This window comes from Nonomuraea roseoviolacea subsp. carminata, assembly GCF_024172185.1.
Lineage (GTDB): Bacteria > Actinomycetota > Actinomycetes > Streptosporangiales > Streptosporangiaceae > Nonomuraea > Nonomuraea roseoviolacea.
The window spans coordinates 9,020,141-9,033,926 of record NZ_JAMZEC010000001.1 but is presented as its reverse complement, the minus strand read 5'-3'; the positions used below and the strand labels follow the sequence as shown (position 1 = coordinate 9,033,926).

14 protein-coding genes and 1 riboswitch are annotated in these 13,786 nt (G+C 73.5%); of the genes, 13 read left to right on the top strand and 1 reads right to left on the bottom strand.

Annotation, left to right across the window (positions count from 1 at the left end):
* Position 1 precedes the first annotated feature (1 nt).
* Together HD595_RS42115 and HD595_RS42110 are read left to right on the top strand one after the other, a co-directional pair.
* Positions 2-937: an alpha/beta hydrolase gene (locus HD595_RS42115; protein ID WP_253779559.1), complete on the top strand. Its 936-nt coding sequence runs from the start codon at positions 2-4 to the stop codon at positions 935-937.
* 34 nt (positions 938-971) lie between these two features.
* A complete protein-coding gene (locus HD595_RS42110; protein WP_253779558.1) occupies positions 972-1,769 on the top strand; it encodes an enoyl-CoA hydratase/isomerase family protein in 798 nt (265 codons plus the stop codon).
* Positions 1,770-2,153: 384 nt separating this feature from the next.
* Here the strand turns inward: HD595_RS42110 and HD595_RS42105 are convergent, their stop codons facing one another.
* Complete coding sequence (locus HD595_RS42105; protein ID WP_253779557.1) at positions 2,154-2,744, bottom strand: class I SAM-dependent methyltransferase; 591 nt, start codon at positions 2,742-2,744, stop codon at positions 2,154-2,156.
* Positions 2,745-2,873: 129 nt separating this feature from the next.
* On the opposite strand from HD595_RS42105, the gene HD595_RS47070 reads away from it, so the two are divergent.
* From HD595_RS47070 to HD595_RS42050, 11 genes are all read left to right on the top strand, one after another.
* A complete protein-coding gene (locus HD595_RS47070; RefSeq protein WP_253779556.1) occupies positions 2,874-4,682 on the top strand; it encodes a sensor histidine kinase in 1,809 nt (602 codons plus the stop codon).
* Entirely contained in the window at positions 4,679-5,386 is a 708-nt protein-coding gene (locus tag HD595_RS42095; protein ID WP_253779555.1) for a response regulator, read from the top strand. The genes HD595_RS47070 and HD595_RS42095 overlap by 4 nt, the downstream gene beginning before the upstream one ends.
* A gap of 64 nt (positions 5,387-5,450) precedes the next feature.
* Positions 5,451-5,867: a hypothetical protein gene (locus HD595_RS42090; RefSeq protein WP_253779554.1), complete on the top strand. Its 417-nt coding sequence runs from the start codon at positions 5,451-5,453 to the stop codon at positions 5,865-5,867.
* A 10-nt stretch (positions 5,868-5,877) separates the two neighbouring features.
* On the top strand, positions 5,878-6,474 hold the full coding sequence (locus tag HD595_RS42085; protein ID WP_253779552.1) for a phosphoribosylanthranilate isomerase: 597 nt from the start codon (positions 5,878-5,880) through the stop codon (positions 6,472-6,474).
* On the top strand, positions 6,471-7,364 hold the full coding sequence (locus HD595_RS42080) for a GNAT family N-acetyltransferase (protein WP_253779550.1): 894 nt from the start codon (positions 6,471-6,473) through the stop codon (positions 7,362-7,364). The genes HD595_RS42085 and HD595_RS42080 overlap by 4 nt, the downstream gene beginning before the upstream one ends.
* A gap of 132 nt (positions 7,365-7,496) precedes the next feature.
* The gene (gene clsA / locus HD595_RS42075; RefSeq protein ID WP_253779548.1) at positions 7,497-8,078 is read left to right on the top strand and encodes a cardiolipin synthase ClsA; all 582 of its coding nucleotides are present in this window, start codon (positions 7,497-7,499) and stop codon (positions 8,076-8,078) included.
* Positions 8,079-8,082: 4 nt separating this feature from the next.
* Positions 8,083-10,587, top strand: coding sequence for a sugar phosphate nucleotidyltransferase (locus HD595_RS42070; protein WP_253779545.1), 2,505 nt, complete (start codon positions 8,083-8,085; stop codon positions 10,585-10,587).
* A 380-nt stretch (positions 10,588-10,967) separates the two neighbouring features.
* Positions 10,968-11,480: an FHA domain-containing protein gene (locus tag HD595_RS42065; protein WP_175590362.1), complete on the top strand. Its 513-nt coding sequence runs from the start codon at positions 10,968-10,970 to the stop codon at positions 11,478-11,480.
* Positions 11,481-11,547: 67 nt separating this feature from the next.
* Positions 11,548-12,213: a transcriptional regulator FtsR gene (ftsR, locus tag HD595_RS42060; protein ID WP_253779542.1), complete on the top strand. Its 666-nt coding sequence runs from the start codon at positions 11,548-11,550 to the stop codon at positions 12,211-12,213.
* A 150-nt stretch (positions 12,214-12,363) separates the two neighbouring features.
* A complete protein-coding gene (locus HD595_RS42055; RefSeq protein ID WP_090771501.1) occupies positions 12,364-12,834 on the top strand; it encodes a bifunctional nuclease family protein in 471 nt (156 codons plus the stop codon).
* 148 nt (positions 12,835-12,982) lie between these two features.
* The gene (locus HD595_RS42050) at positions 12,983-13,603 is read left to right on the top strand and encodes a MerR family transcriptional regulator (RefSeq protein ID WP_175590364.1); all 621 of its coding nucleotides are present in this window, start codon (positions 12,983-12,985) and stop codon (positions 13,601-13,603) included.
* A 23-nt stretch (positions 13,604-13,626) separates the two neighbouring features.
* Positions 13,627-13,722, top strand: a riboswitch (glycine riboswitch).
* Positions 13,723-13,786: the final 64 nt, after the last annotated feature.

Below are 13,786 nucleotides of genomic sequence, written 5' to 3'. Positions count from 1 at the left end.
CATGCCGCTGAACCCTCAGTCGCGCGACTTCCTGGAGCGCTACCGGCCGGACGACGGCGGCGCCCTGGACACCCTCGACCTCGCCGCCGTCCGGGAGGCGCGGGAGGCGGCCGACCCCATGGCCGCGCACCGCGGCCCCCTCACCCGCATCGCCTCGGTCCGCGACGAGACCGCCGAGGGGGTGCCCATCCGGATCTACCGGGCCGACCGCGGCGACGGGCCGCTCCCGGTGCTCGTGTCCTTCCACGGCGGCGGCTGGGTGTTCGGCGGCGTCAAACGCGACGACGCGACCGGCCGCGACCTCGCCCTGCGCACCGGCGCGGTGGTCGTCTCGGCCGGCTACCGGCTGGCCCCCGAGCACCCCTTCCCGGCCGCCGCCGACGACGCCTGGACCGTCGTGCGCGACGTCTTCGCCCGGCCCGCGTTCTACCAGTGCGACGGCTCCGTCGCGGTGACCGGCGTCAGCGCCGGCGGCAACCTGGCCGCCGTCGCCGCCTGGCAGGCCCGCGACGCCGGGCTCACGCTCGTCCACCAGGCGCTCGTCACCCCGGTCCTCGACCTGGCCATGGACTCGCCGAGCTACGCGGAGTACGGGCGGGGCTTCGGGCTGGACGCCGCCGAGATGGCGTGGTTCGCCCGGCAGTACGCGCCGGGCGCCGACCCCGCCGACCCGCGCCTGTCGCCGCTGCGGCTCCCGTCCTTCGCCGGGCTGCCGCCCGCCACCGTCGTCACCGCCGAGTACGACGTGCTGCGCGACGAGGCCGAGCGGTACGGCGAGCGCCTGACCGCGGCGGGGGTGCCCGCCGAGGTGGTCCGCTACGACGGGACCGTCCACGGCTTCTGCTCCTTCCCCGGCCTGTTCGACCAGGCGGTGGAGGCCCGCGAGCTGGTCGCCCGCCGCCTGCGCGAGGCGTTCGGCCGGGAGGAGCTCTCGTGACCACAGGTGATCGTCATGGACGGAGGGAGGCCCCGTGACCGTTCCCGGCTACGAGGCGTACGAGCGGCTGCGCGTCGACATGCCCGCCGACGGCGTGCTGCGCGTCACGATCAGCGAGCCGCGCCGGCTCAACGCCGTCGACACGACCGGCCACCGCGAGCTGGCGGCCATCTGGCGCGACGCCGACCGCGACGACGCCGTGCGCGCCGTCCTGATCACGGGGGAGGGCGCGGCGTTCTCCGCCGGCGGCGACCTGTCCATGATCGAGGAGATGACGCGCGACCACGCCGTCCGCATGCGGGTGTTCGCCGAGGCCCGCGAGATCGTCTACAACGTCGTCAACTGCTCCAAGCCGGTCGTCTCCGCCATCGTGGGCCCCGCGGTGGGGGCCGGGCTCGCCGTGGCGCTGCTCGCCGACGTCTCCGTCGCCGGGCGCACCGCCCGGATCATCGACGGCCACACCCGGCTCGGCGTCGCCGCGGGCGACCACGCCGCGATCGTCTGGCCGCTGCTGTGCGGGCTGGCCAAGGCCAAGTACCACCTGCTGCTGTGCGAGGCCGTCACGGGGGAGGAGGCCGAGCGCATGGGCCTGGTCGGCCTGTGCGTCGACGACGACCAGGTGCATCAGACCGCCCTCGACGTCGCCGTCCGGCTGGCCGGCGGGGCCCAGGAGGCGATCAGGCTCACCAAGTACGCGCTGAACAACTGGCTGCGCCTGGCCGGGCCCTCCTTCGACGCCTCGCTGGCGATGGAGTTCCTGGGGTTCACCGGGCCCGACGTGGCCGAGGGCGTGCGGGCGGTGCGCGAGAAACGGCCGCCGTCCTTCTCCTGATGACGCCTCCTGATTCCGCTGATCAGGTGAGGTCCCGGCGCTGATGGGTAGGCGCAGCCTCGTACACGCCGAGAAGGCCGCCGACCTGCCGCAGCGCCGGCGCGAGGAGACGAGGGTCTGTCCGACGGGGCCGAGAACGCCGCTCCGGGGGAACGGCCCGCGGCAGGCGGCCCGCGACCGGCACGGCCATGCGCACCGGCCACGCGCATGCCGTGATCGGCGGCGGCCGAGGGATGGCCCGCCGCCGGTGGCGTGGGAGGGTTGAGACCAAGCTCTCCCCGCTCCGGACCGCCGGGCAGGCGGTCGCGCGCTCCCGCGTGGCGGCGCGCCGCGCGGGTCGTGTGGTGTTCGCGTCCGCCCGTCCGCGTGTGTGCGCGTGCGCCGTCAGACGCGTGGGCGGCGGGCGTGGAAGACGAACGCCGGCGGCGCGTTCCGCCACACGGTGCGGCTCGGCACCACCTCCTCGAACCGCTCGGCCAGCAGCGCCCGGAACCGCCGGGCCGACCCCAGCGGGATCGCGTGCACGTACGAGAACGTGGTGAAGGCGCCCGCCGGGCTCATCGCCGAGACCACCGCCTCCATCAGGCGGTGCTGCAACGCGGCCGGGAACGCCGCCCAGGGCAGACCGCTCACCACCACGTCCGCCTGCCCGAGCCCCCGCCCGGCCAGCAGCCCCGACAGCTCCGCCGCGTCGCCGTGCACCACGTCCACCCGGGGGAAGCGGGCCGCCAGCAGGGCCGCCATCGGCGCGTTCAGCTCCACCGCCAGGTGCCGCCCGCGACCGGACAGCCGCCGCTGGATCTCCACGGTGAACGGCCCCGTCCCCGGCCCCAGCTCCACCACCACCGGCTCGCCCCGCTCGGGCACCGGCGCGCAGACCGACCGGGCCAGCCGCCACGAGCTGGGAGCGAACGCGCCGACCCGGATCGGGTCGCGCAGGAACTGACCGAAGAACAACGCGCTGTCGTGAGCCATGCCCCGAAAGGTAGGGCCGGTTTCGGCCCCGGGCGCTCCCTCGTCGGGGCGGATCTCCGGCCAGATGGAGGAGGCGGGTCCTCCGCGCGGAGGATCAGGTCGCCGGCCTGGACGGCTAGCGTGAGGGGCATGCGTTGGCGTGGTTTGCCGCTGGATGTCCTGCTTGCGGCCTCGGGCGTGGGCCTGGATCTGTTGACGACGGCGCATGCCGGCGGCACCGAGTACCTGCCCGCCGAGATGAACATCCCGATGGCGCTCCTGGCGGGGCTGCCCATGGGGTTCGTCCGGCGCCGGCCGGTGCCGGTCACCCTCTACCTGGCCGGGCTCCTGGTCGTGACCGACCAGCTCGTCTCGTTCACCGCCAACACGGCGCAGATGCTCGTCTGCGTGGCGCTCGGGGTGGCGGCGTACCGATCCGGGTGGCGGGCCGTCACGGTCGCTGTCGCCGCCACGATCGCGGCGACAGCGGTCAACCTGGTGGATTCCGGCAGCGCGCTCACCACGAACGGCTTGGTGTACTCGGTCTTACTGCCGGTCTTTCCCGTCCTGCTCGGGGCCTACCTGCGCAGCTCCGCGGGGCGGCTGGAGGAGCGGGACGTCACGCCGGACGCCCTGCTGGCGGCCGGCGGGGTGGCGATCACCGTGCTCAGCACCTGGACCAGCTGGAACCAGGGCAGCCAGCCCGTCTGGGTGGTGGGGCTGCTCGCCGTGGTCGGTGGCCTGTCGCTGGGCGTCGCCAGGCGGCTGCCGGGGCTGGTGTTCCTGGGGCAGGGCGTCCTGCTCGTCGTCACCGACACCTACCTGAAGGACGCCGTCACCACCTGCGTGATCCTCACGCTGATCGCGATCGGCGTGTTCGCGATGCGCGTGAGCTCCTGGGCCTGGACGGTGGTCGCGTACCTCACCGGCTGCATGCTGACCGCTATCGCCGTCGTCGGCCCGGACACCGAGATCACCGCGATCCGCGTCGGGACCCTCATGACACTGGTGGCCACGCCCGTCGCGATCGGCCGCTACCTCAGGATGCGGGGCGCCGCGGCCGCCGCCGAGCGGCTGCGCGCCGAGGAGTCCGCGCGCCTGGCCCTCGCCCAGGTACGCGCCGACCAGCTCGCCGAGCGGGAACGGATCGCCCGCGAGGTGCACGACATCGTCGCCCACCACGTCGGCGCCATGGTGCTGCGGGCCGGCGCCGCCCGCTACGCCGCGCCGCGGGGGCCGGTCGCCGACGCGCTGAGCGACATCCGCGACACCGGGCACCAGGTGCTGGAGGACCTGCGCGGGCTGCTCGACGTGCTGCGCGACCCCGGCGCCCGGCCCGGCCTGCTCGCCGACCCCGCCGACGTCATGCGCGAGTCGGCCGAGCGGATGGCCGCCGCCGGCCTCCTCGTGGACCTCCGCCTGGACCCGGACACCGGCCGGGCGCCGCTCGTGGCCCGCGCCTCCGCCGCCCGCATCGTCCAGGAAGGGCTCACCAACGTGCTCAAACACGCCGGACCGGGCACGGAGGTGGCGGTGGCCGTGACCGCCCGCGGCAAGGGGCTGGCCGTCGAGATCGCCAACGGCCGCCCGCCGGCGCCCGTCGAGCGCCTGCCGTCCTCGGGCAGCGGGCTGGCGGGCATGCGGGAACGGGTGCGCGCGCTGGGCGGGACGCTGACGGCGGGGTCGCGCGAGGACGGCGGCTGGCTGCTCACCGCCACCCTCCCCGGCGCCCCGGGCGTCCCCGGCCCCGCGGCCTCCTCCTCCGGCGGCCTGTCCGCGCTCTTCGGCTGCGAGCGCACGCCCCGGGACCCCGCCGGACCCGGCCACGACGACGCCCCCGTGGAGGACGGCGGCCTCGTGGACGACGGCGGGCCGGTGAGCGAGGCGGGCGGCGACCTCGCGGGTGGCGGCTCGATCGGGGGCGCGGGTGGCTCCGCGGCCGGGAAGGGGGCCGCGTGATCCGCGTGCTCGTCGCCGACGACCAGGCGCTGGTGCGCGCCGGCGTCCGGATGCTGCTGCAGGCCGCGGGCGACATGGAGGTGGTCGCCGAGGCGCGGGACGGGGCCGAGGCGGTCCGCGAGGCCGAGCGCCACGTGCCCGACGTCATCCTCATGGACCTGCGGATGCCCCGCGTGGACGGCCTGGAGGCCATCCGCCGCGTCCTCGCCGCCCGGCCCGCCGCCAGGATCGTCGTGCTCACCACGTTCGCCGAGGACGCCAACGTGCACGCCGCCCTGCGCGCCGGCGCCGTCGGCTTCCTCGTCAAGGACGACGAGCCCGAGCGCATGGTGGACGCCGTGCGCAAGGCCGCCGCCGGCGAGCAGCTCCTCGCCCCCTCCGTGCTGCGCCGCGTCGTCGAGGGCTTCCTCGCCGCCGGAGACCGCGCCGCCGCGCCCCCGCCCGCCGGGCTGACCGAACGCGAGCTGGAGGTCCTCGCCCTCGTCGGCACCGGCCTGTCCAACGCCGAGATCGCCGAACGGCTGCACGTGGGCGTCACCACGGTCAAGACCCACGTCGGCGCCGCCATGGACAAGCTCGGGCTGCGCAACCGCATCCAGGCGGCCGTCGTCGCCCACCGGACGGGCCTGGTGGACGCCTCCTTCCGTCCCGTGCGCCCCGTGCGTCCTCCCGGGGGCGGATCCGCGAATAACCCGGCAGGCTGACGACCGCCCACGCCTCCGGCCGCCAGCATGTGGATCCCTCACATCTCCAGGAAGGACCACATCCATGCAGGAGACCGTGGCCGCGGCCGTGCCCCGCCCGTCCCGGCAGGTGTCCGCCGGGCTGCTGTACGGGCTGCGCATCGTCGTCGTCGCCCAGGCGGCGTCCCTCCTCGTCGCCGCCTCGCTGGCCGGTCAGGCGGTCGGCGCCGGCGAGGCGATGCGCGAGGCCCACGTCATGGCCGGGATGGTCGTCCATCTCGTCGCGCTCGTGCAGGTGGTGCTCGCCGTGCTGGTCTGGCGGCCGGGACGCGGGGCGGGCTGGCCCGCGCTGGCGAGCGTGGCGCTGCTCCTCGTCGGCATGGCCCAGCACGTCACCTGGCTCTGGCTCGGCGCCCACGTGCCGAACGGGGTCGTCCTGTTCGGGCTGATCACGGCCATGCTCGTCTGGACCTGGTCCCCCCGGGCGGCCGTTCGCCGCTAACCTCGACCGTGTGCATGTGAAGATCTGCGGGCTCAGCGAGCCCGGCCACGTGGAGACGGCCGTCGAGGCAGGCGCGGACGCCATCGGGTTCGTGCTGACCCGGAGCCCCCGCCGGGTCACCCCCGAGCGGGCGGCCGAACTGGCCGCGCTGGTGCCCGACCACGTGCTCACCGTGGGCGTCTTCCGCGGCGAGGACCCGGCCGAGGTGCGCGCGGCGACCCTCGCCGCGGGCCTGCGGGCCGTGCAACTGCACGGGCACCACCCGCACGCCGACTTCACGGCGCTGAAGGGCCTCGGGCTGACCCTGGTACGCGCCGTGGACGCCGAGGCCGACCTGCGGTGCGGCGCCTACGACGAGGACCTGCTCATCGTCGACGCGCCCCGCCCCGGCTCGGGGGAGCCGTGGGACTGGGCGGCCGTGCGCGGCCGCCCCTCGGGCCGCTGGCTGCTGGCCGGCGGCCTCGACCCGGCGAACGTGGCCACCGCGATCGAGGCGGCCCGGCCCTGGGGCGTGGACGTGTCGAGCGGCGTCGAGGTGGCGCCGGGCGTCAAGGACTCCGGCCTGATCCGTGCCTTCGTCGCCGCGGCCCGAGGCGCCGCCCGATGACCACCCACCCCACCTCCGACCCGGCCACGGGCGACGACCCGCACCTACCGGAAGCGGCCCCTGACCCGCGCGTGCCGGGAGCGGCCCAGGACCCCCTCGCGCCGGGAGTCGGCGCGGCGGCCCGGGAGCGCGAGCTGGCGCGGATCATCGCCTTCACGCACGCGTTCGCGCGGCGCAAGGCCGGTCGGGTCGTCGCCGTGCCGGGCGGCTTCGCCGTGCTGAGCGACCGCTATCCCGCCTCCCACGACGACAACCGTCTCGTCATCCCCGCCCCCGAGCGGCCCGGCGGCGCCGTCCGGCCGGAGGAGGTGCTGCGGGCCGCCGACGACGTGCTGGCCGGGCGCCGCCACCGCTACGTGTGCGTGGACGACGACGCCCTGGGCGCCGCCTACGCCCCCGCCTTCGAGGCGGCCGGCTACGACCACGAGACCAACCTCGTCATGGTCCTCCGGGGCGGCCCGCCCGCGGACGCGCCCCCGGCGGAGGAGCTGACGCTGGAGGAGCTGCTGCCCGTCCTGCGCCACGACTGGCGCGAGGCCCTGCCCAACGTCCCCGGCGACACCATCGAGCAGCTCGCGCGGCGCGTGGCCGAACGGCGGCGCGGCGCCGACGTGGTCCGCTTCCGCGGCGTGCGCGCCGGCACCGGCGAGATCGCGGCCCGCGCCGAGCTGTACGTCCAGGACGGCGTCGCCCAGATCGAGAGCGTCCACACCGGCACCCGCCACCGGGGCCGGGGCCACGCCCGCGCCCTCATGCGCGCCCTGCTGGCCGAGGCGGCCGGCTGCGAGCCGATCTTCCTGGTGGCCGCCGAGGAGGACTGGCCCAAGGACTTCTACACCCGGCTGGGCTTCACGACGGCCGGCCGCACCCACGCCTTCCTGCGCCTCTGAACCCTCTGACGCCCTCTGAGGGGCCGGCCCGCACCGGCAGGGACGGACGGGCCCGCAGGAGGTCGCGGACGGGCGCGGGGAGGCGCGGACGGGCCCGCTGCCGAGCGGTTACGACGCAGTAGGGTCTGCACCGTGAGCGAAACTTCCGCCGAGGACCGCATCTGGACGGTCCCCAACCTGCTGAGCTTCCTGCGACTCCTCGGCGTGCCCGTCTTCCTCTGGCTGGTCCTCGGGCCGAAGGCGGACGGGTGGGGCATCGCCGTCCTGGCGGTGGCGGGGTTCACCGACTGGCTCGACGGCAAGATCGCCCGCGCGTTCAACCAGACCAGCAGGCTCGGCCGGATCATCGACCCGGCCGCCGACAAACTGTACGTGTTCTCGACCATCCTGGCGCTGCTGGTGCGCGACATCATCCCGTGGTGGCTGGTCGCGCTGATCCTGGCGCGCGAGCTCTTCGTCGCCTGTTTCATCCCCGTACTCCGCAGACACGGCTACCGGGCACTCCAGGTGCATTTCCTCGGCAAGGCCGCCATGTTCAATCTCATGTACGCCTTCCCGCTCCTCTTCCTCGCCTCCCACACGGGGTGGTATGCCGAGATGGCGCGCGTCACGGGATGGGCCTTCGCCGTATGGGGAACAGGTCTGTACTGGTGGGCGGGTGTGTTGTACGTCGTTCAGGTACGCCGGCTCATAACTTCGACCACAAAGGAGTGATCGGGTGAAGGCGGTCGTCATGGCGGGCGGGGAGGGCACTCGGCTGCGACCGATGACCGCCAACCAGCCCAAGCCGCTGCTTCCGGTGGTCAACCGGCCGATCATGGAGCACGTGCTGCGCCTGCTCAAACGGCACGGCGTGACCGAGACGGTGGTGACGCTGCAGTTCCTCGCCGCGCTCGTGCGCAACTACTTCGGCGACGGCGACGAGCTCGGCATGAGCCTGCAGTACGCCACCGAGGACGTCCCGCTGGGCACCGCGGGGAGCGTCAAGAACGCCGCCGACCGCCTGCGCGAGGACCGTTTCCTGGTGATCTCCGGCGACGCCCTCACCGACATTGATTTGTCGGATATGGTGCGTTTTCACCGAGAAAATGGCGCTCTCATTACCATTGGGCTGAAGCGGGTGCCGAATCCGCTGGAGTTCGGGATCGTCATCATCGACGAGGCCGGCCGCGTGCAGCGCTTCCTGGAGAAGCCGACCTGGGGCCAGGTCTTCTCCGACACCGTCAACACCGGCGTCTACGTCATGGAGCCCGAGGTCCTCGACCACGTGGCCTCCGGCGAGCCCGTCGACTGGTCCTCCGACGTCTTCCCGCGCCTGCTGGAGAGCGGCGCCCCCATCTTCGGCTACGTCGCCGACGGCTACTGGGAGGATGTCGGCACCCACGAGAGCTACCTCAAGGCCCAGGCCGACGCCCTGTCCGGCAAGGTCAGGCTGGACATCGGCGGCTTCGAGCTGTCGCCGGGCGTCTGGGTCGCCGAGTCGGCCTCCGTCGACCCCGACGCGGTGCTCAAGGGCCCGCTGCTCATCGGCGACTACGCCAAGGTCGAGGCGGGCGCCGAGCTGCGCGAGTACACCGTCCTCGGCAACAACGCGGTCGTGCGCGAGGGCGCCTTCCTGCACCGCGCGGTCGTCCACGACAACGTCTACCTCGGCCCCGGCGCCCACCTGCGCGGCTGCGTCGTCGGCAAGAGCACCGACATCATGGCCGGCGCCCGCATCGAGGAGAACGCCGTCATCGGCGACGAGTGCGTCATCGAGCCCGAGGCGTACGTCTCCAGCGGCGTCAAGGTCTACCCGTTCAAGACCATCGAGGCCGGCGCCGTCGTCAACACCAGCGTCATCTGGGAGTCGCGCGGCCAGCGCAACCTGTTCGGCCCGCGCGGCGTCAGCGGCCTGGTCAACGTCGAGATCACCCCGGAGCTGTGCGTACGGCTGGCCAGCGCGTACGCCACCACCCTCAAGAAGGGCGCGCACGTCGTCACCTCGCGCGACTCCTCGCTGGCGGCCAGGGCGCTCAAGCGGGCCGTGATCAGCGCGCTCACGGCCAGCGCCATCAACGTGCTCGACCTGGAGGCCGCCCCGCTGCCGGTGGCCCGCTTCCACACCGCCCGCGACTCGGCCGCCGGCGGCATCGCCCTGCGCACCACCGCCGGCGACCCGCAGAGCGTGGACATCGTCATCATGGACGACCGGGGCGCCGACCTGCCCGCGGGCGCCCAGCGCAAGCTGGAGCGGGTCTTCTCCCGCCAGGAGTTCCGCCGGGCCTTCCCCGGCGAGATCGCCGAACTGCACTACCCGGCGCGGGTCGTCGAGGACTACACCCACGAGCTGCTGCGCCGGATCGACATGACCGGCATCGCCGGCATGAAGGTCGTCGTCGACTGCGCGGGCGGCACCTCCTCGCTGGTCCTGCCGACCCTGCTCGGCCGCGTCGGCGTCGAGGTGCTGACGGTCAACGCCCGGCTCGACGACGCCTCGCCGACCGAGACGCTCGCCGAGCGCCGCCGCGACCTACAACGCCTCTCGGAGCTGGTCAGCTCCTCGCGCGCCGCGTTCGGGGTCCGCTTCGACCCGGTCGGCGAGCGGATCGCGCTGGTGGACGAGATGGGCCAGCTCATCGGCGAGGAGCGCGCCCTGCTCGTGGTGCTCGACCTGGTGGCCGCCGAGCGCCGGGGCGGCCAGGTGGCGCTGCCCGTCACCACCACCCGGGTGGCCGAGCAGGTGTGCCGCTTCCACGGCGTGCAGGTGCGGTGGACCCCGACCGCCCTGGACGCCCTCACCTCGGCCGCCGCCGGCGAGGACATGATCTTCGCGGGCGACGGGCGGGGCGGCTTCGTCGTGCCCGAGTTCAGCCCGGCGATCGACGGTCTGGCGGCGTTCATGCGGCTGCTGGGCCTGGTGGCCCGCACCCGGCTCTCGCTCAGCCAGATCGACGCCCGCATCCCCGAGGCCAAGCTCCTCAAGCGCACCGTGCCGACGCGCTGGGCGGCCAAGGGGGCGGTCATGCGCTCGGTCATCGAGGCCGTGGAGGCGTCCACCGAGGGCCACCGCATCGACACGACCGACGGGGTGCGGGTGGTCGGCGAGGACGGGAGCTGGGTGCTGATCATCCCCGCCGCCACGGAGCCGGTCACCGACCTGTGGGCCGAGGCCCACGACGTCGACACGGCGCAGGCCCTCGTCGAGCGCTGGGCGCGCATCGTCGAGTCCGGCGCGTCCTGACCCCGGCGAGAGTCGGGCGAGTCCATCGAGTCCGGCGCGTCCCGAGGCGGGCGAGTCCGGCGCGCGCTGACCCGGCCGGACGGCCCTCGCACCCCGCCGGGGCTCCTTTTGGACAGCTCTTGAGAGGAATGTCACCGCGTGTAACGGCCCCAGGGGTTCGCGCCACGCCCGGCAAGATCGTATTGTGGAAACGCGCGGCGGCATGGACCATCAGGCGCGGGCGGCGGTAACTTTGTCACCGTCCGAACCTGTCGTCCAGCGCCCCGCCTTGACCTTTGCCGTTCAGCAGCGTAAGTTGCGGCATTCGCAAACTTGAAGAGCGAAGCGAGGCGCGCCGAGCACCGTCGCCGCGTCTTCGCGGTAGGAGGCCGAGCCGATCGATGCCGAGCGTCTACTGCACGCAGTGCGGGCACGCCAACCCCGAGGATGCCCGTTTCTGTTCCCGCTGTGGGTCACCGCTGACCAGACCCGAGGTCGCCGGGGACACCACGTCGACGATCTCCGTCGCGGGAATCGAGGCGTACGAGGCTGAGACCGGCGACATGCTCCTCGCCGAGCGGGCGCTGGTGGAGCAGCTTCCGCCCGGTACGGCGTTGCTCACCGTGACCAGGGGTCCCAACCAGGGGAGCAGGTTCCGCCTCGACAAGGACCTCACCACCACGGGCCGCCATCCCGAGAGTGACATCTTCCTCGACGACATCACGGTCTCGCGCCGCCACGTCGAGTTCTACCGGCACCGGGGCGGCCAGTTCTCGGTGCGCGACGTGGGGAGCCTCAACGGCACGTACGTCAACAGGGAGCGCATCGAGGAGGTGCCGCTGCACTCCGGCGACGAGGTGCAGATCGGCAAGTTCCGGCTGCTGTTCCTGATGCGGACCGCCGCCGGCGCATGAGCGAGCGCAGCGAGCGACCCGTGGACGCGCTCACGCGCGCGTCCACGGGGTCGACGGAGGAGGCCGCATGACGGCGCAGGCGGCGCGCTCGCACATGAGCATCGGAGAGGTGCTGGCCCTCCTGCGGGCCGAGTTCCCCGACGTCACCATCTCCAAGATCCGCTTCCTGGAGGGCGAAGGGCTCATCGAGCCGGAGCGCAGCCCCTCGGGCTTTCGCAAGTTCACCCACCTGCACGTGGAGCAGTTGCGCTACATCCTCACCGAGCAGCGCGACCACTACCTGCCGCTGCGGGTGATCAAGGACAAGATGGCCGAGGACTTCGGCCGCCCCCGCGCCGTCCCCGACGCCGGCTCCGCCGAGCAGGAGGTCCGGCTCAGCCGCGCCGAGCTGCTGGAGCAGGCCGGCATCGACGACGGCACGCTCACCGAGCTGGAGGACTACGGCCTGCTCGCGGCCCGCGCCCGGCGCTACGACGACAACGCGCTGGCCGTGGCGCGGGCCGTCGGCTCGCTGGCCCGCTTCGGCCTGCACGCCCGCCACCTGCGCGCCGTCAAGGCGGCGGCCGAGCGCGAGTGCGGCCTGGTCGAGCAGGCGGTCGCGCCGGTGCTCAAACGCCGGGCCCCGGGCGCGATCGGCGAGGCCGACGAGGCGGCCAGGGAGCTGTCGGCGCTGCTGCTCGACCTGCACGCCGCGCTGCTGCGCGACGGCGTGCGCACCGTCCTGAGAGGCTGACCCGCGCCGCCGCGCACAGGTGAGCGCTCCAGGCAGATTCGGGGCCGCACCGGCGGACATACGGCCCCCGCCGGGTGTTACGTTGAAATGCATAAGCGAACCAGCAATGAGCTGTGCCGGGTCGCCGGCCAGTCGAATACGGAGCAGCCCGTGTTGCAGATGGAGGTCGTGGGCGTTCGGGTAGAGATGCCCACAAATCAGCCGATCGTCCTGCTCAAGGAGGCACACGGGGAGCGGTTCCTGCCCATCTGGATCGGCATGACCGAGGCCACGGCCATCGCGCTGGCCCAGGCGGAGGAGCCCCCGCCCCGGCCGCTGACGCACGACCTGTTCAGGGACGTGCTGAGCGCTCTCGGTGTCGGCCTGCGCGCCGTCAACATCGTCGCCCTGCGCGACGGCATCTTCTTCGCCGACCTGGTCTTCTCCAACGGCGTGGAGGTCAGCGCCCGGCCGTCCGACTCGATCGCCCTGGCGCTGCGCACGGGGGCGCGCATCTTCGCCAGCGAGGAGGTCGTCCAGGAGGCCGGGGTGATCATCCCCGATGACCAGGAGGACGAGGTGGAGAAGTTCAGGGAGTTCCTTGACACGATCACCCCCGAGGACTTCGGCCGGGCGGGGTAGGTATTTCAGTGCATTTACGCTTCACGACGCGCCGAGCCGGATCGTTGACTGAGCATGGTCACGGTCCTACGGTGCAAGTGAAACCCGTGGCCGCCTTTTTACGAACCCCCAGATCAGGTCACGGGATGAGAGAAAGCCGGAGGTCCGCGTGGCGGTCAGCAGCGGCGAGGGAAAGACGGCCGGCCAGGAAGATTCGGTGCGGCGCGAGAGCGCGCGGCAGCGTGCCGGGGAGCAGGGCCTGCTCTTCGACGAGCGGCCGTCGGCGCTGCCGGGTGACATCGGATACCGCGGCCCGACGGCCTGCGCGGCGGCCGGCATCACCTACAGGCAGCTGGACTACTGGGCGCGCACCGGACTGGTCGAGCCCACGATAAGAGCGGCGCAGGGCTCCGGCTCCCAGCGGCTCTACAGCTTCCGCGACATCCTGGTGCTCAAGGTCGTCAAGCGGCTCCTCGACACCGGGGTCTCCCTCCAGCAGATCCGTACGGCCGTGCAGCACCTGCGTGACCGCGGCGTGGCCGACCTCGCCCAGATCACGCTCATGAGCGACGGCGTCAGCGTCTACGAGTGCACCTCGGCCGACGAGGTGATCGACCTGCTCCAGGGCGGGCAGGGCGTCTTCGGCATAGCCCTCGGCCGGGTCTGGCGCGAGGTCGAGGGGTCCCTGGCGGAGCTGCCGGGGGAACGGGCGGCGGTCGCGGACTCCGTCCCGGCCGACCATCCCGCTGACGAGCTGGCCCGGCGGCGGCGCGCGCGCCGCACAGGGTAGTAATCTTAGAGGCGCAAGGCTGACGACCCCGTGCGGGAGAGTCCCCGGGCATCGTCCCAGGGGCGCCGAAGGAGCAACCCTCCCCGGAATCTCTCAGGCACCTGTACCGCTCGGGTGAGGCGACTCTGGAAAGCAGGCGCGTCCGCCAGGCGCGCCTCACCGACGGTGCAAGCCCTGCGGGGT

Excerpts from the sequence above, each read along its gene's own strand:
- HD595_RS42115 (WP_253779559.1), top strand. The coding sequence starts at position 2 with ATGCCGCTGAACCCTCAGTCGCGCGACTTCCTGGAGCGCTACCGGCCG.
- HD595_RS42105 (WP_253779557.1), bottom strand. The coding sequence starts at position 2,744 with ATGGCTCACGACAGCGCGTTGTTCTTCGGTCAGTTCCTGCGCGACCCG.
- HD595_RS47070 (WP_253779556.1), top strand. The coding sequence starts at position 2,874 with ATGCGTTGGCGTGGTTTGCCGCTGGATGTCCTGCTTGCGGCCTCGGGC.
- HD595_RS42090 (WP_253779554.1), top strand. The coding sequence starts at position 5,451 with ATGCAGGAGACCGTGGCCGCGGCCGTGCCCCGCCCGTCCCGGCAGGTG.
- HD595_RS42080 (WP_253779550.1), top strand. The coding sequence starts at position 6,471 with ATGACCACCCACCCCACCTCCGACCCGGCCACGGGCGACGACCCGCAC.
- HD595_RS42065 (WP_175590362.1), top strand. The coding sequence starts at position 10,968 with ATGCCGAGCGTCTACTGCACGCAGTGCGGGCACGCCAACCCCGAGGAT.
- ftsR (WP_253779542.1), top strand. The coding sequence starts at position 11,548 with ATGACGGCGCAGGCGGCGCGCTCGCACATGAGCATCGGAGAGGTGCTG.